The organism is Streptomyces griseoflavus, from assembly GCF_014649995.1.
Taxonomy (GTDB): Bacteria; Actinomycetota; Actinomycetes; order Streptomycetales; family Streptomycetaceae; genus Streptomyces; species Streptomyces griseoflavus.
In genome coordinates this window covers 1,234,239-1,251,006 of the sequence record NZ_BMUC01000001.1, presented here as the reverse complement: position 1 = coordinate 1,251,006, position 16,768 = coordinate 1,234,239, and the positions used below count along the sequence as shown (strand labels likewise).

At 74.5% G+C, this 16,768-nt stretch carries 12 protein-coding genes and 1 riboswitch; of the genes, 9 read left to right on the top strand and 3 right to left on the bottom strand.

Features of this window, described 5'->3' with window-relative positions; genetic code table 11:
* Window positions 1-35: 35 nt before the first annotated feature.
* From IE172_RS05515 to IE172_RS05505, 3 genes are all read right to left on the bottom strand, one after another.
* Window positions 36-1,460, bottom strand: a complete 1,425-nt coding sequence (locus IE172_RS05515; RefSeq protein WP_190095909.1) for a hypothetical protein — start codon at window positions 1,458-1,460, stop codon at window positions 36-38.
* Between the two features lie 147 nt (window positions 1,461-1,607).
* Entirely contained in the window at window positions 1,608-2,735 is a 1,128-nt protein-coding gene (locus IE172_RS05510; protein WP_190095908.1) for an alpha/beta hydrolase, read from the bottom strand.
* Window positions 2,736-2,900: 165 nt separating this feature from the next.
* Window positions 2,901-3,614 (bottom strand): class II aldolase/adducin family protein, encoded by a 714-nt coding sequence (locus IE172_RS05505; protein ID WP_190095907.1) that lies wholly within the window; start codon window positions 3,612-3,614, stop codon window positions 2,901-2,903.
* Window positions 3,615-3,768: 154 nt separating this feature from the next.
* Between IE172_RS05505 and IE172_RS05500 the strand changes: the two genes are divergently transcribed.
* The 9 genes from IE172_RS05500 (at window position 3,769) to cobI (ending at window position 16,751) form a co-directional block, all read left to right on the top strand.
* Window positions 3,769-5,013: an inorganic phosphate transporter gene (locus tag IE172_RS05500; protein ID WP_190095906.1), complete on the top strand. Its 1,245-nt coding sequence runs from the start codon at window positions 3,769-3,771 to the stop codon at window positions 5,011-5,013.
* A gap of 31 nt (window positions 5,014-5,044) precedes the next feature.
* Window positions 5,045-5,266, top strand: a complete 222-nt coding sequence (locus IE172_RS05495) for a hypothetical protein (protein WP_190095905.1) — start codon at window positions 5,045-5,047, stop codon at window positions 5,264-5,266.
* 175 nt (window positions 5,267-5,441) lie between these two features.
* Window positions 5,442-5,577, top strand: a riboswitch (cobalamin riboswitch).
* A gap of 122 nt (window positions 5,578-5,699) precedes the next feature.
* On the top strand, window positions 5,700-6,641 hold the full coding sequence (locus IE172_RS05490) for a cobalamin biosynthesis protein (protein ID WP_190095904.1): 942 nt from the start codon (window positions 5,700-5,702) through the stop codon (window positions 6,639-6,641).
* Complete coding sequence (locus tag IE172_RS05485) at window positions 6,638-8,173, top strand: cobyric acid synthase (protein ID WP_190095903.1); 1,536 nt, start codon at window positions 6,638-6,640, stop codon at window positions 8,171-8,173. Before IE172_RS05490 ends, IE172_RS05485 begins: the two co-directional genes overlap by 4 nt.
* Window positions 8,170-11,823, top strand: a complete 3,654-nt coding sequence (cobN, locus tag IE172_RS05480) for a cobaltochelatase subunit CobN (protein ID WP_190095902.1) — start codon at window positions 8,170-8,172, stop codon at window positions 11,821-11,823. The genes IE172_RS05485 and cobN overlap by 4 nt, the downstream gene beginning before the upstream one ends.
* Window positions 11,820-13,856: a putative cobaltochelatase gene (locus tag IE172_RS05475; RefSeq protein ID WP_190095901.1), complete on the top strand. Its 2,037-nt coding sequence runs from the start codon at window positions 11,820-11,822 to the stop codon at window positions 13,854-13,856. Before cobN ends, IE172_RS05475 begins: the two co-directional genes overlap by 4 nt.
* The gene (cobO, locus tag IE172_RS05470) at window positions 13,856-14,455 is read left to right on the top strand and encodes a cob(I)yrinic acid a,c-diamide adenosyltransferase (RefSeq protein ID WP_190095900.1); all 600 of its coding nucleotides are present in this window, start codon (window positions 13,856-13,858) and stop codon (window positions 14,453-14,455) included. The genes IE172_RS05475 and cobO overlap by 1 nt, the downstream gene beginning before the upstream one ends.
* On the top strand, window positions 14,449-16,023 hold the full coding sequence (locus tag IE172_RS05465) for a cobyrinic acid a,c-diamide synthase CobB (protein WP_190095899.1): 1,575 nt from the start codon (window positions 14,449-14,451) through the stop codon (window positions 16,021-16,023). Before cobO ends, IE172_RS05465 begins: the two co-directional genes overlap by 7 nt.
* Window positions 16,020-16,751, top strand: a complete 732-nt coding sequence (gene cobI, locus IE172_RS05460) for a precorrin-2 C(20)-methyltransferase (protein ID WP_190095898.1) — start codon at window positions 16,020-16,022, stop codon at window positions 16,749-16,751. The genes IE172_RS05465 and cobI overlap by 4 nt, the downstream gene beginning before the upstream one ends.
* The last annotated feature ends 17 nt before the right edge of the window (window positions 16,752-16,768 follow it).

The window sequence follows — 16,768 nt, the reverse complement described above, 5'->3', positions numbered from 1 at the left end:
GGGCCGTCGCGGCCCGGGGGCCGGACGCGGCGGGCTCAGCCGCCGGTGTGGACCTGGAAGGCGGCCCGGCGGACCGCCTTGGCCAGGGCCGGGTCGGGATGGGCGGCGGCGAGGGCGACCAGGACCTGCACGGTGCGCGGGTGACCGACCGCGCGGACCTCGTTGAGCAGCGCGGGGACGGTCGGCTGCACCGCCGACTCCAGGTGCCGCACCAGCAGCGGGGCCTCGCCGTGGTCGGCGACGGCGGCGGCGGTGTCCACCCACAGCCAGGTGGCCTCCTCGCGGGTGAGCACCTCGTGGGCGTCCTCGGGGTCGGCGCCGTCGTGCTCGGCGAGCCACAGCAGGGCGTACGGCCGCAGCGTCGGTTCGTCGAGCACGGCGCGGACCTCGGGCTCGGCGGGGGCGCCGACCACGCGCAGCGCCTCGAAGGCGAGGCCGCGCAGCAGGGCGTCCTCGCCGCGGGCGGCGCGGACGAGTTCGGTGACGGCGCTGCCGACCGGCCGGGCGGCGAGCCAGGCCCGGTACTCGGCGCGGGCCGCGTTGGGGCGCAGCCGGGCACAGCCGCGCAGCATGTCCTCGGCGCCCTGCTCGATGTTTCCCGCGGGGCTCTGCGCGGCGACGCAGATCTGCTCCAGCTTGACCCACACCGCCCAGCTGCCCAGCGGGGTGAGCGTGGCCTGTCCGTCGCCGTAGGTGAGGGCCCCGACGGAGGCGAGGGCGCGCAGCGCCCAGTCGAGCAGCGGTTCGAGCGGGGCGTCGGCGGCGGCCGGCTCGGCGAGCGCGGGGCGGGGCACGTCGGCCTGCGGGGCGCCGGCCTGCGGGGCGTAGTCGATCTCGCAGCGTTCGGTGCGCAGCTCGGTGACGCGCTGCTCCAGGAGGTCGAGGAGCTGCGGCACGGGGACGGGGCCGGCGGACAGCTGGAGGAAGGAGAGCACCTGCGGCATGGCCGTGACGACCTCGGCGACGGCGGCCGGCTCGTACTCCTCGGGCTCGGGATGGGCCAGCGACCAGGCGTCGCACAGGGCGACCCAGCCGCGCAGCACCGCGCTGTCGTCACGGTTCCAGGCGCGCAGCCGCCAGCCGGGGCGGGCGCTGTCCCCGTGCACCTCGATGAGACCGGCCAGCCGGGCGGTGTCCCAGTCGGCGCGGACCTGAGCGGGCGTCAGGCCCAGGGCGCGGGCCGCGCGTTCGGCGGTCGCGTCCGAGAGGGTGGCCTTTCCGTCGGCGGTGGCGCTGTCCCCGCCGGGGCCGAGGGCGGTGTCGGCCCAGCGGGCGACGCGGGCCGCCGCGGCCAGGCCGGAGCGCGCCATTCTGGCCAGCTCCGCCGGTGCGGGGGTGCCCTCCGGAGGGCGTGGCGCGGGGCGGCGCGCGCGCCGCTGGTTGATCGCTGTGGGGGCGGCGGCCAGGGGTCGCGGGCGGACGAGTCGAAGCCTGGAGTCGCGCGGGATACGGGACGTCACGGATGCAGTCTCGCGGGTGACGGTCCGAAATCCCAAACGGAATGACGGCGGGGGCGCGGGGCCGGCCCGCGCCCCGCGCCGGGACGCGGCCGGAGGGGCCGGATCAGGCCAGCTCCGCGAGACCAAACGGAATCTGCGGCACCGGCTTCACATCAGGGGGGTGAGGAAGCGCCGCAGGGCCTCTTCGTAGGCGTCCGGGTCGACGTTCCACATCGCGCCGTGGGCCGCGCCGTTGACGGTGTGCAGGGTGACGGTGTTCGGGTGGGCGGCGGCGAGGCGGCGGGAGAACCGCCAGGGGGCCACGGTGTCGTCGGGGCCGTGGAAGATGTGGGTGGGGACACCGATCCGGTCCAGGTGGACGGCGCCGGGGCTGCGCTCGCCGTAGAGGCCGGTGCGGCCCTGAGCGGCGCGCACGGCGAGCGGGAGCAGCGCGCCCGGGGTGCGGTGGGCCGCGGCGAGGGCGCGCAGGGTCGCCTCCCAGCTGAGCACGGGCGAGTCGAGGACGAGACCGGCGACGCGGGCGCGCAACTCCGAGCGGGCGGCGGTGCGCAGGGCCATGGTGGCGCCGCTGGACCAGCCGTGCAGGACGACCTGCCGGGCGCCCGAGCGGACCGCGTGGTGCAGCACGGCGTCGAGATCGCGCCACTCGGTCTCGCCGAGGTGGTTGAGGCCGTCCGGGGAGCGTGGTGCGCCGGGGTCGCCGCGGTAGGCGAGGGCGAGCACCGGTACGCGCCGGCCGTGCAGGAACTCCATGACGTTCATGGTGTGTTCCCTGGTGGTGCCGAGGCCGTGGACGGCGATCACCCAGGTGTCCCGGGCGCCCGGGAGGAACCACACGGGCACGGGCCCGAGTTCGCCGGGGACCTCGAGGGCGGTGTGGTCCAGGCCGAGGGCGGTGCCCGGGTCGCCGACGTGGAGGTTCGGGGTGAGCCAGGCGCGGTCGCCGGGTTCAAGGGTGCCGTGGGTGACGCGTTCCAGCCGGCGGACGACGGTGTCGGCGGTTCTGGAGGTGCCGGACAGCACGGGTCCGACGACCGCGTGGAACCCCTCGCCGGTGAGGCCGTAGCGGCCGGGGCGCAGCGCGGCGAGGTCGCGGGTGAGGCTGACCTGGCCGGCGGCGGTGGCGTGGACGGTGAGGCGGGGCTCGGTGGGCAGGGGGCCGCCCGGGGGGATCCTGAGGGCGGAGTCGCTGGCGAAGCGGCCGGCGGCCACCGCGGCGGCGCCGGCGCCTATCACGGCGGTGACGGCAGCGGCCGTCGCTCTGACAGTGCGCACGCCTCCCAGTGTCGGGGCGGAGGGCGCGGCCGGCCAGTGGGCGGGGGCTCGGCGGGCGCGCGGGGGAGCTCCGGAACGGTCGTTCGGGTTCCCGTGACCTCGGCCGTCCGGGTTCCGCGGGCGGGCCGTGAGGGGTGACGGGCCCCCGTTCGCACGGCCGCGCCCCTAGCGGGGCTGGCCGTAGTGCCTCAGGTGCTGCTGGACCTCCGTCAGCTGGTCACGGCTGAGGAGGGTGGGGGTCAGGCCGGGGACGGAGGAGGCGGTCAGCCAGAGGCGGCACATCCATTCCAGCTGGGCCGTGCGGTCGTAGGCCTGCGGGAGGGTGTCGCCGTGGGTGACGGTGCCGTGGTTGCGCAGCAGGCAGCCGGTGCGGCCGTCGAGGGCGCGGAGCATGTTCTCGGCCAGTTCGCCGGTGCCGTACGTGGCGTAGCCGGCGACCCGGACGGGGCCGCCCAGTGCGGCGGCCATGTAGTGGATCAGGGGCAGCTCGTCGACGAGCGTGGAGACGGCCGTGGCGTGCACGGCGTGCGTGTGCACGACGGCGCGCGCGGCGGTGGTGCGGTACACGGCGAGGTGCATGGGCAGTTCGCTGGTCGGGACCAGTGTGCCGAGGACCTGCCGGCCGGTGAGGTCGACGCCCGTGACGTCGTCCGCCGTGAGCCGGTCGTACGGCACTCCCGACGGGGTGACCAGCACCGTCCGGCCGACCCGCACCGACACGTTGCCGGAGGTGCCGACGACCAGCCCGTCGGCGACGGTGCGGCGCGCGGTGCCGACGAGTTCCCGCCAGGCGTCCGCCTCCTCCCCGCTCACCCGCCGGCCCTCCCCCGGGCCGCCGGTGCCCTCCGCTTCCCGCCCGTCCCGTCTCTGCCGCGTCATGCGGCGATCCTGCCAGGCGTCCTGCCCACTGCGCTGTCCGGCGGAGCCCCGACCCCCTCTTACGGTCACCACGATGCCCATTCCAGTTCATCTTCCGTTCACCCTGGTTACCTACGTTCGACCAGCCAATGACTTCGAACGATTGCCTGGGTAAATGGAAAGCTTCTCGCTGATCCTCGCGATTGTGGTGGTAACCGCACTCGCGTTCGATTTCACGAACGGTTTCCACGACACCGCGAACGCGATGGCAACGACCATTTCGACCGGTGCGCTGAGGCCCAAGGTCGCGGTGGCCATGTCCGCCGTGCTGAACCTTGTGGGTGCATTCCTCTCCGTGGAGGTCGCCAACACGATCTCCAAAGGCCTCGTCGACGAGGCGGGCATCCGTCCCGAGGTCATCTTCGCCGCCCTGGTCGGCGCGATCCTCTGGAACCTGCTGACCTGGCTGGTCGGACTGCCGTCCAGCTCCTCGCACGCCCTCATGGGCGGTCTGATCGGCGCCACCGTCGCCTCCGCCGGCTTCGGCGCGGTGCACGGCGACGTCCTCGTCACCAAGGTGCTGATTCCCGCGATCGCCGCCCCGCTGGTGGCCGGTCTCGCCGCGATGTTCGCGACCCGGCTGACCTACCGGCTGGGCAGGAAGGCCGACGGCAAGGCCTCCGAGAAGGGCTACCGCGCGGGGCAGATCGCCTCCGCCGGCCTGGTCTCGCTGGCCCACGGCACCAACGACGCGCAGAAGACGATGGGCATCATCACGCTCGCCCTGGTCGCCGGCGGCGTCCTCGCCCCCGACTCCGACCCGCCGCTGTGGGTCATCGTCTCCGCGGGCGTCGCCATCGCGCTCGGCACCTACCTCGGCGGCTGGCGCATCATCCGCACCATGGGCAAGGGCCTGACCGACCTCCAGCCGCAGCAGGGCTTCGCCGCCCAGACCAGCGCCGCGACGGTCATCCTGGCCTCCTCGCACCTCGGCTTCTCCCTCTCCACCACGCACTCCGTCTCCGGTGCCGTGATGGGCGCGGGCCTGGGCCGCAAGGGCGGTGTCGTCCGCTGGTCGACCGCGACGCGGATGTTCGTCGCCTGGGGCCTGACCCTGCCCGCGGCGGCCTTCGTCGCGGCCGTCGCCGAGTGGATCTGCGGCTTCGGCAGCTGGGGTACCGCGGTCGTGGCCGTCTTCCTGGTCGCCTCCAGCTTCGCCATCTGGAAGATCTCCCGGCGCGAGATCGTCGACCACACCAACGTCAACGACCACGAGGCGCCGGGCGAGGAGCCGTCCGGAGTGGTGACGCAGGCGATGGCCGCCGTGACCCCGCCCCCGGCGGGCACCGTGAGCGAGGAACTCTCGGCCACCATCCCGGCACCCAACGATCCGGCATCGCCGGCCAAGACCACCGTCTGACCGCGAACCGGTACGAAGGAAGAGAAGCACCATGCAGATCGACTGGGCAGCCCTCGGCTCCGTCTTCGGCGTCAGCCTCGTGGTCACCGTGGCCCTGGTGGCCCTGTTCACCCTCGGCATCACCGGCCTGTCCCGCCGCGAGCGGGCCGCCGCGCAGGGCGAGTCCGCGGTGCTGGCCGTCACCGGCGCCTACGCCTGCTTCGCGGCCTGCGCCGCCGCGGTCGCCTACGGGATCTACCTGATCATGGCCTGACACCGGCCCGGATCACGCCCTGATCCACGAGCGACACCGTCCGGCGGGCGGTGCGGCAGCCACGGCTCCCGCACCGCCCGCCGACGTGTGCGCGCCCCGCCCGCGGTTCACCCTCCGAAACCCCGCTGTGGGTCTCAGCACACTTCAGCCTCGCAGGTCAACGGCAGGTTGACGGCCCTTCGGCGGCCGTGGTGGACTGCCTCAGCCAATACGGCGGCAGGAGAGGAAGCCGGTGCGATTCCGGCGCGGTCCCGCCACTGTCACCGGGTGAACACCCGGGAGCCAGGAACTCTCACCGCCGGTCTCGTCGAACCAGGGCGCGGACACCCTGAGTGAGGACATATCGCCATGCGCGGCTGCCTGCCGAGGTCGATCAGCGACACCCCACCCCGTCCCGGGGCCGCTCCCTCCGGATCCCTCACCGGCTGACCCCGTGGGTGCCGATCGCGTGTTCGCGTACGGCGCCGCCGCCGGCCTCCTCGGCGACCTGCTGCTCGGCGATCCCCGCCGCGGGCACCCGGTCGCCGCTTTCGGGCGGGCCGCGGCTGCCGTGGAACGAGTGCTGTGGCGCGACGACCGGGGCCGGGGCGCCGTGCACACCGCGGTGTGCGTCGGGGGCGCCGTGGCGCTGGGCGGGCTGGCCGCACGCTGCGTGCGCTCCTCCCCCGCCGCGTCCGTCGCCCTGACCGGTGTCGCCACCTGGGCGGTCGTCGGCGGCACCTCGCTGGCCCGGGAGGCCCGTGCCATCGGCCGGGCCCTGGAGGCGGGGGACGTCGAGGCGGCCCGGGCGCGGCTGCCGCACCTGTGCGGCCGGGACCCGCAGGCGCTGGACGCCGACGGGATCGCCCGCGCGGTGGTGGAGTCGGTCGCCGAGAACACCTCCGACGCCGTGGTGGGCGCCCTCGTGTGGGGTGCCGCCGCCGGGGTGCCGGGCCTGCTCGGCTTCCGGGCCGTCAACACCCTGGACGCGATGGTCGGCCACAAGTCCCCCCGGCACCGCCGCTACGGCTGGGCCTCCGCCCGCCTCGACGACGTCGCCGGCTGGCCGGGCGCGCGGCTGACCGCCGTACTCGCGGCGGCCTGCGGGCCGGATCCGTGCGGCGCGCTGCGGGCGTGGCGGGCCGACGCGCACCGGCACCCGAGCCCCAACGCCGGCCCCGTCGAGGCGTCCTTCGCCGGCGCGCTCGGAGTGCGGCTCGGCGGGACGCTCTCCTACGGGGGCCGGGTCGAGCACCGGCCGGTGCTCAACGGCGGCGGACGGGCCGTCGCCGTCCGGGACATCGACCGGGCGGTACGGCTGTCACGGCGCGTGGGCTGGCTGGCGCTCGGCGCCGGTGCCCTCGCACGGAACGTGTGGAAGGGACGCAGGACATGACCGGTGGGGGGCTGCTGGTGGCCGGGACCACCTCGGACGCCGGCAAGAGCGTGGTGACCGCCGGGATCTGCCGGTGGCTGGTGCGACGCGGCGTCAAGGTCGCGCCGTTCAAGGCACAGAACATGTCGCTGAACTCGTTCGTGACCCGGGAGGGCGCCGAGATCGGGCGGGCGCAGGCCATGCAGGCGCAGGCCTGCCGGGTCGAGCCGACGGCGCTGATGAATCCGGTGCTGCTCAAGCCCGGTGGCGAGAGGTCCAGCCAGGTGGTCCTGATGGGCAGGCCCGTCGGCGAGATGAGCGCGCGCGGCTATCACGGCGGGCGGCAGCAGCGCCTGCTGGGCACGGTACTGGACTGTCTGGAGCAGCTGCGGGACACCCACGACGCGGTGATCTGCGAGGGGGCCGGCAGCCCGGCCGAGATCAACCTGCGGCGCACGGACATCGTGAACATGGGGATCGCCCGGGGCGCCGGACTGCCCGTGCTGATCGTGGGCGACATCGACCGGGGCGGCGTCTTCGCGTCGTTCTTCGGCACCGTCGCCCTGCTGTCCCGGGAGGACCAGGACCTCGTCGCCGGGTTCCTGGTGAACAAGTTCCGGGGCGACGTGTCGCTGCTGGAACCGGGGCTCGGCATGCTGCACGGCCTGACCGGGAGGCGGACGTACGGTGTGCTGCCCTTCCGGCACGGGCTCGGCATCGACGAGGAGGACGGGCTCCGGGTCTCCCTGCGGGGTGCCGTGCGCGAGTCGGCGGTGGCCGCGCCGGCCGGCGAGGACGTGCTGCGGGTCGCGGTGTGCGCGGTGCCGCTGATGTCGAACTTCACGGACGTGGACGCGCTGGCCGCCGAGCCGGGCGTCGTGGTGCGGTTCGTGGACCGGCCGGAGGAACTGGCCGACGCCGACCTCGTGGTCGTACCGGGGACGCGCGGCACCGTACGGGCGCTGCGGTGGCTGCGCGAGCGCGGGCTGGCGGAGGAGCTGCTCCGCAGGGCGGCCGCGGGGCGGCCCGTGCTCGGTGTCTGCGGCGGCTTCCAGCTCCTCGGCGAGCACATCGAGGACGAGGTGGAGAGCCGCGCCGGGCACGTCGACGGGCTCGGCGTGCTGCCCGTGCGGGTGCGGTTCGCCCGCGAGAAGACGCTCACCAGGCCCGCCGGCCGGGCCCTCGGGGAACCCGTCGAGGGCTACGAGATCCACCACGGGGTCGCCGACGTACTGGGGGGCGAGGCGTTCATCTCCGACGACCGCGGACACCGCCTGGACGGCTGCCGGGTCGGACAGACCTGGGGCACGCACTGGCACGGCTCGCTGGAGTCGGACGGTTTCCGGCGCGCCTTCCTGCGCGAGGTGGCCGCCGCCGCGGGGCGCCGCTTCGTCCCGGCCCCCGACACCTCGTTCGCCGCGCTGCGCGAGGAGCAGCTCGACCGGCTCGGCGACCTGATCGAACAGCACGCGGACACGGACGCGCTGTGGCGGCTCATCGAGTCCGGCGCGCCACGAGGACTGCCCTTCATTCCACCGGGAGCGCCCGCATGAGCACTGTGTTGTTGTTGTCGACCGCCGACACGGACCTGCTGGCGGCCCGTGCCTCCGGCGCCCCCTACCGGATCGGCAATCCGACCCGCGTGGACGTGACGGACGAACTGCCCGCGCTGCTGGACGGGGCGGACCTCGCCGTCGTACGGCTGCTGGGCGGCAAGCGCGCCTGGGAGGACGGGCTCGCGGCGCTCAGGGCGTCCGGGATCCCGGCGGTGCTGCTCGGCGGTGAGGCCGTGCCGGACGCGGAACTCATGGCCGAGTCGACGGTCCCCGCGGGTGTGGTCGCGGAGGCGCTGCGCTACCTCGTCGAGGGCGGCCCGGACAACCTCACCGAACTGGCCCGGTTCCTGTCGGACACCGTGCTGCTGACCGGTGAGGGGTTCGAGGAGCCGCGGACGATGCCGGAGTACGGCGTCCACGGCGAACGTGTCCCGCGGCAGGGCCGCCCCACGGTCGGCGTGCTGTTCTACCGCGCCCACGAACTGAGCGGGAACACCGCCTTCGTGGACACGCTGTGCGACGCGATCGAGGCGCGGGGCGCCAACGCCCTGCCCGTGTACTGCGGTTCGCTGCGCGGCGCGGACGCGGGACTGTACGCACTGCTGGAGCGGGCGGACGCGCTGGTCGCCACGGTGCTGGCGGCCGGTGGCACGCACGCCTCGCAGGCGTCGGCGGGCGGTGACGAGGAGGCCTGGGACATCGGGGCGCTCGCCGACCTGGACGTGCCGGTGCTGCAAGGGCTGTGCCTCACCTCGTCGCGCGCCGCGTGGGAGGGGTCCGACGCCGCCCTGTCCCCCATGGACGCGGCGATGCAGGTCGCCATCCCGGAGTTCGACGGACGGCTGATCATGGTCCCGTTCTCCTTCAAGGAGCAGGGCCCGGACGACGTCCCGGTGTACGTCGCCGACCCGGAGCGGGCCGCGCGGGTGGCCGGGATCGCCGTACGGCACGCCCGGCTGAAGCACCTGGACAACGGGGAGAAGAAACTCGCGCTGGTCTTCACCGCCTACCCGACCAAGCACTCCCGCGTCGGCAACGCGGTCGGCCTCGACACCCCCGCCTCGGCGGTACGGGTGCTGGACGCCCTGCGGGACGCCGGGTACGGGGTGCACGGACACCCCGACGACGGCGACGAGCTGATCCACCGGCTCATCGAGGCCGGCGGCCACGACGTGGAGTGGCTGACGGAGGACCAGCTCGCCGCCGCGCCCGCACGGGTGCCGCTCGCGGACTACCGGGCCTGGTTCGAGAAGCTGGACCCGCGGCTGCGGGAGGCGATGACCGAGGCGTGGGGCGAGCCGCCGGGCTCGCTGTACGTCGACGGCGACGACATCGTGCTGGCGTCCCTCCGGTTCGGGAACGTCGTGGTGATGATCCAGCCGCCGCGCGGCTTCGGGGAGAACCCGATCGCGATCTACCACGACCCCGACATGCCGCCGTCGCACCACTACATGGCGGCCTACCGCTGGCTGGAGAACAGTTTCGGCGCCGACGCGATCGTGCACATGGGCAAGCACGGCACCATGGAGTGGCTGCCGGGCAAGGGGCTGGGACTGGGCTCCGGGTGCGCCCCGGACGCGGTGCTCGGCGACCTGCCGCTGATCTACCCGTTCATCGTCAACGACCCCGGCGAGGGCACCCAGGCCAAGCGGCGCGGGCACGCGACCGTGGTCGACCACCTCGTCCCGCCGATGGCGCGGGCCGACACCTACGGCGACCTGGCGAAGCTGGAGCAGCTCCTCGACGAGTACGCCCTGGTGTCCGACCTGGACCCGGACAAGGCCCCGGCGGTACGGGCGCAGATCTGGACGCTGGTGAAGGCGGCCGAGCTCCACCACGACCTGCACGTGGACGACCAGCCGGACGACGACGACTTCGACTCGTTCGTCATGCACATCGACGGCTATCTGTGCGAGATCAAGGACGTGCAGATCCGCGACGGGCTGCACATCCTGGGCGGCGGTCCGGTCGGCGAGCCGCGCGTCAACCTGGTGCTCGCGGTGCTGCGCGCCGCGCAGGTGTGGGGCGGACGGGCGAACGCGCTGCCGGGTCTGCGGGCCTCGCTGGCCGAGCACTTCGGGCTGGTGGAGAAGGAACTGCTGGCCGAGCCCGGTGCCCCGCTGAAGGTGCCGGCGGAGCTGACGGCACTGGTGGACGGTCCGGCGCGGTCGGCCTCCGACGCGATCGACCTGCTGGAGCAGCTGTGCCGGCGGATCGCGGAGGGCATGGAGGAGCGCGGCTGGGCGGTCGAGCAGAGCGCGCCGCTGGTGCGCGAGGTGCTCGGCGCCGAACTCCCGGACGCGGTGGCCGTGGTGGAGTTCGCCTGCACCGAGGTCGTGCCCCGGCTCGCCCGGACCACGGACGAGATCGGGCACATCCTGCGGGCGCTGAACGGCGGTTACGTCCCGGCGGGCCCGTCGGGATCACCGACGCGCGGACTGGTCAACGTGCTCCCGACCGGCCGGAACTTCTACTCCGTCGACCCCAAGGCGATCCCGTCCCGGCTGAGCTGGGAGGTCGGGCAGGCGCTGGCGGACTCGCTGGTGCAGCGGTACCTGCGGGACACGGGTGAGTATCCGAAGTCCGTCGGCCTGACGGTGTGGGGCACATCCGCGATGCGCACCCAGGGCGACGACATCGCCGAGATCCTGGCGCTGCTGGGCTGCCGTCCGGTGTGGGACGACGCCTCGCGCCGGGTGACCGGCTTCGAGGTGGTCGGGACGGAGGAGCTCGGCCGGCCGCGCATCGACGTCACGGTCCGCATCTCCGGCTTCTTCCGGGACGCGTTCCCGCACGTCGTGGGGCTGATCGACGACGCGGTGCGGGCGGTGGCGGAGCTGGACGAGCCCGCCGAGGCCAACTACGTACGCGCCCACGCCGACGAGGACACCGCCGCGCACGGCGACCGGCGCCGGGCCACGGCCCGGATCTTCGGCTCCAAGCCGGGCGCGTACGGCGCCGGTCTGCTGCCGCTGATCGACGCCCGCAACTGGCGCTCCGACGCGGACCTCGCCGAGGTGTACGCGGTCTGGGGCGGCTACGCCTACGGGCGCGGGCTCGACGGCCGTGCGGCGCGCGGCGACATGGAGACGGCGTTCCGGCGGATCGCGGTGGCGGCGAAGAACGTCGACACGCGCGAGCACGACCTCGTCGACGCGGACGACTACTTCCAGTACCACGGCGGCATGGTCGCCATGGTGCGGCACCTCACGGGCACCTCGCCCGAGGCCTACGTCGGTGACTCCGCCACGCCCGACCAGGTGAAAACCCGGACGCTGGGCGAGGAGACGCACCGGGTCTTCCGGGCCCGGGTGGTCAACCCCCGCTGGATGGCGGCGATGCGGCGCCACGGCTACAAGGGCGCCTTCGAGATGGCGGCCACCGTGGACTACCTCTTCGGCTACGACGCCACGGCCGGGGTCGTGGACGACTGGATGTACGAGAAGCTCAGCGCCGAGTACGTCTTCGACGCCGAGAACCAGGACTTCATGCGGAAGTCGAATCCCTGGGCCCTGAGAGGCATCACGGAACGCTTGCTGGAGGCGGCGGACCGCGGCCTGTGGGCGGAGCCGGACGCGGACACGCTGGAGCGGCTGCGTGCCACCTACCTGGAACTCGAAGGCGACTTGGAGGGCGACGACAAGTGACCACCCCGTTCCCGTTCACGGCCGTTGTCGGTCAGGACGACCTGCGGCTCGCGCTGCTGCTCAACGCGGTGTCGCCGCAGGTCGGTGGCGTGCTGGTCCGCGGGGAGAAGGGCACCGCCAAGTCCACGGCCGTACGCGCCCTTTCGGCGCTCCTGCCGGCGGTGGACGTCGTCTCCGGATGCCGTTTCTCCTGTGACCCCGGCTCCCCCGACCCCGCGTGCCCGGACGGGCCGCACGAGGCGGGGGCGGGCGAGTCGCGGCCGGCGCGCATGGTCGAGCTGCCCGTCGGTGCCTCCGAGGACCGGCTGGTCGGCGCGCTCGACATCGAGCGGGCGCTGGCGGAGGGCGTCAAGGCGTTCGAGCCGGGGCTGCTGGCCGACGCGCACCGCGGGATCCTGTACGTCGACGAGGTCAACCTTCTGCACGACCATCTCGTCGACCTGTTGCTGGACGCGGCGGCCATGGGTGCCTCGTACGTCGAGCGCGAGGGCGTCTCGGTACGGCACGCGGCGCGGTTCCTGCTCGTCGGCACCATGAACCCGGAGGAGGGCGAACTGCGTCCGCAGCTCCTCGACCGGTTCGGGCTGACCGTCGAGGTCGCCGCCTCGCGCGAGCCCGACCAGCGGGTCGAGGTGGTCCGGCGGCGGCTGGCGTACGACGACGACCCGGCCGGCTTCGCCGCCCGCTGGGCCGGCGAGGAGTCCGCCGTGCGGGCGCGGATCGTGGCGGCGCGGGAGCTGCTGCCGTCGGTGCGGCTCGGCGACGGGGCGCTGCGGCAGATCGCGGCGACCTGCGCCGCCTTCGAGGTGGACGGCATGCGCGCCGACATCGTGATGGCGCGTACGGCGACCGCGCTGGCGGCCTGGGCGGGCCGGACGGACGTGCTGGCCGAGGACGTGCGGCAGGCCGCGCTGCTGGCGCTGCCGCACCGGCGGCGGCGGAATCCGTTCGACGCGCCGGGCCTCGACGAGGACCGGCTCGACGAGACGCTGGAGGAGTTCGGCGGGCCCGGCGAGGACGGGGGCGAGGACGACGATCCCGACCCGGGACCGGACGGCGATCCCGACCCGGGACCGGACGGCGGCCCGGGCGGGCAGCCGGCACCCGGTGAAGGCCCCCGGGGAGACGGTGACACCGCCGCCCGGCCCGAGGCCGGCGAGGACGGGGAGCCGCAGGCGGGGCCCGGTGCCGGGGAGCAGTCCGCCGTACGGGCCGCGGAGCCGTTCCGGACGAAGGTGCTGCACGTGCCGGGCATCGGTCAGGGAGCCGCCGGGCGACGCTCCCGCGCGCGGACCGAACAGGGGCGGACCACCGGGGCACGGCGGCCGCGGGGGGCGCTGACCGCGCTGCACCTGGCGGCGACCGTGCGGGCGGCGGCTCCCCACCAGCGGGCACGGGGCCGGTCCGGGCCCGGACTGGTGGTGCGGCGGGACGATCTGCGGCAGGCCACACGCGAGGGACGTGAGTCGAACCTCGTGCTGTTCGTCGTGGACGCCTCCGGGTCGATGGCGGCACGGCAGCGGATGAGCGCCGTCAAGGGCGCCGTGATGTCGCTGCTGCTCGACGCCTACCAGCGGCGGGACAAGGTGGGTCTGGTGACCTTCCGGGGATCGGCGGCCGAGGTCGCCCTGCCGCCGACCTCGTCGGTGGACGCGGCGGCCGCCCGGCTGGAGTCGCTGCCGACGGGCGGGCGTACGCCGCTGGCGGCCGGGCTGCTCACGGCGCACGACGTGCTGCGGGTGGAGCGGCTGCGGGATCCGGCGCGGCGACCGCTGGTCGTGGTGGTGACGGACGGGCGGGCGACCGGCGGTCCGGAGCCGGTGGCCCTGGCGGGGCGCGCGGCGCGGATGTTCGCGGCCGACCCGGTCGCCTCGGTGGTCGTGGACTGCGAGTCGGGGCCGGTGCGGCTGGGACTCGCCGGGCAGCTCGCGGGTGAGCTGGGCGGTACGGCGGTGACGCTGGACGAGCTGCGGGCGGACTCGATCGCCGGGCTGGTCAGGGACGTGCAGGGGACTTCGAGGAGGGCCGCGTAGTGCCGAAGGGGCAGCCGAGTGTCGTACCCGACGACGGGCTGACGACCCGTCAGCGGCGCAACCGGCCGCTGGTCGTGGTCCACACGGGCATCGGCAAGGGCAAGTCGACCGCCGCGTTCGGCCTGGCGCTGCGGGCCTGGAACCAGGGGTGGCCGATCGGGGTGTTCCAGTTCGTCAAGTCGGCGAAGTGGAAGGTCGGCGAGGAGAACGCGCTCCGGGTGCTCGGCGCCTCCGGCGAGGGCGGGACCGTCGACTGGCACAAGATGGGCGAGGGCTGGTCCTGGGTCCAGCGCGACGCGCAGATGGACAACGAGGAGAAGGCCCGGGAGGGCTGGGAGCAGGTCAAGCGGGATCTCGCCGCCGAGACGTACAGGCTGTACGTGCTCGACGAGTTCGCCTACCCGATGCACTGGGGGTGGATCGACACCGGCGAGGTGGTGTCCGTGCTGCGGGAGCGGCCGGGGACGCAGCACGTGGTGATCACGGGGCGCAACGCGCCCGCCGAACTGGTGGAGTTCGCCGACCTGGTGACCGACATGTCCAAGGTCAAGCACCCCATGGACGCCGGGCAGAAGGGGCAGAGGGGCATCGAGTGGTGACCTCCGTACCCCGGCTGGTGATCGCCGCGCCCTCGTCGGGCAGCGGCAAGACCACCGTCGCCACGGGGTTGATGGCCGCGCTCACCGCGCGGGGGCTCGCGGTGTCCCCGCACAAGGCCGGGCCGGACTACATCGACCCCGGGTACCACACGCTCGCCACCGGGCGCGTGGGGCGCAACCTCGACGCCTATCTGTGCGGGCCGGAGCTGGTCGCTCCGCTGTTCGCGCACGGTGCGCGGGGGTGCGACATCGCCGTCGTCGAGGGCGTGATGGGGCTGTACGACGGCGCGGCCGGTGAGGGCGAGCTGGCGTCCACCGCGCAGGTGGCGAAGCTGCTGCGGGCGCCGGTCGTGCTCGTCGTCGACGCGTCGTCGCAGTCGCGGTCGGTGGCGGCGCTGGTGCACGGGTTCGTGAGCTGGGACCCGGAGGTGCGGGTCGGGGGCGTGATCCTCAACAAGGTCGCCTCCGAGCGGCACGAGGGGTTGCTGCGGGAGGCGCTGGACTCCGTCGGGGTGCCGGTGCTGGGGGTTCTGCGGCGGGCCGCGCCGGTGGAGACGCCGTCCCGGCATCTGGGGCTGGTGCCGGTGGCCGAGCGGGGTGCCCTGGCCGTCGAGGCGGTCGCGGCGATGGCCGCGCAGGTCGGCGGCGGGTGCGATCTGGCGGCGTTGGTCGCGTTGGCGCGGAGTGCGGGTCCCTTGGCGGGTGCGGGGTGGGACGCGGGTGAGGCCTTGGTTTCCCCGCCCCCGCCGCCCCTTCCCTCCCCCACTCTCGGCTCCGCTCGAGCGGGGGGACCCCCATCGTCCCCGGGGGTTCTGCCCCCGGACCCCCGTCCGGCCCTGGACGGGCCTCGTCCTCACACGCCGGACGGGCCGGCGGATGCCGGGCCTCGTCCTCATGCGGCGGGTGGGCTCGGGGGTGCCGGGTCTCGGCGTCGAGCGGCGGACGGGCTGCGGGATACCGGGCGGACTGTCCGGGTGGCCGTTGCCGGTGGGGCGGCCTTCACGTTCTCGTACGCCGAACACGCGGAGTTGCTCGCGGCTGCCGGGGCCGAGGTCGTGGTCTTTGATCCGTTGCGGGACGAGGCGTTGCCCGAGGGGACGGCAGGGCTGGTCATCGGCGGGGGGTTTCCCGAGGTGTACGCCGCGGAGCTGTCCGCCAACGAGGCGCTGCGCGAGGCCGTCGGCGACCTCGCCCTCGGCGGTGCTCCGGTGGCCGCGGAGTGTGCCGGGTTGCTGTACCTGTGCCGGGAGCTGGACGGACTGCCCATGTGCGGGGTGCTGGACGCCTCCGCTCGGATGTCGGAGCGGCTGACCCTCGGATACCGGGACGCCGTCGCCGTGAGCGACAGCGCGCTGGCCCGCGCCGGCACCCGGATGCGGGGGCACGAGTTCCACCGGACCGTCGTCTCGCCGGTGGCCGGGGACGAGCCCGCCTGGGGGATGCGGGCGCCCGAACGGCGTGTCGAGGGATTCGTACAGCGTGGTGTGCACGCGAGTTATCTGCACACGCACTGGGCGTCCGAGCCCGGTGTGGCCCGTCGGTTCGTGGAGAGGTGCCGGACGTCATGAGCAGCAGGCTGATCGGGGTCGGTGTGGGGCCCGGGGACCCGGAACTGGTGACCGTCAAGGGGGTCAACGCGCTGCGGGCCGCGGATGTCGTCGTGGTGCCGGTGCTGGACACCGGTGAGCGCGGGCGGGCCGAGGCGACGGTGCTGCACCACGTGCCCGCCGGGAAGGTCGTCCGGGTGGTGTTCGCGCTGAACGAGCGGACCGACCGGGCGCGGCGGGAGGCGGCCTGGGACGCCGCCGGCGAGCGGGTCGCCGGGCTGCTGCGGGAGCACGCGGCCGTCGCCTTCGCGACGATCGGGGACCCCAATGTGTACTCGACGTTCACCTATCTCGCGCAGACCGTCGGCGCGCTGGTGCCGGGGACGGTCGTGGAGACCGTTCCGGGGATCACCGCCATGCAGGACCTGGCGGCGCGTTCGGGCGCGGTGCTGACCGAGGGGACCGAGCCGCTCACGCTGGTGCCGGTCACCGCGGGGACGGCCGTGCTCAGGGACGCGCTGGCCGGGCCCGGGACCGTCGTCGCCTACAAGTTCGGGCGGCAGGCCGGTGAGGTGGCCGAGGCGCTGCGGGAGACCGGTCGGATCGGTGACGCGGTGTGGGGGTCGGCGCTGGGGCTGCCGGAGGAGTCGGTGCGGCCGGCCGCCGAGCTGGACGGGGCGCCGCTGTCGTACCTCTCGACGCTCATCGCGCCGCCGCGGCGTGACGGCGGGCGGGGCGGGAAACTGTGAGCCGGGCCCGGTCGCGC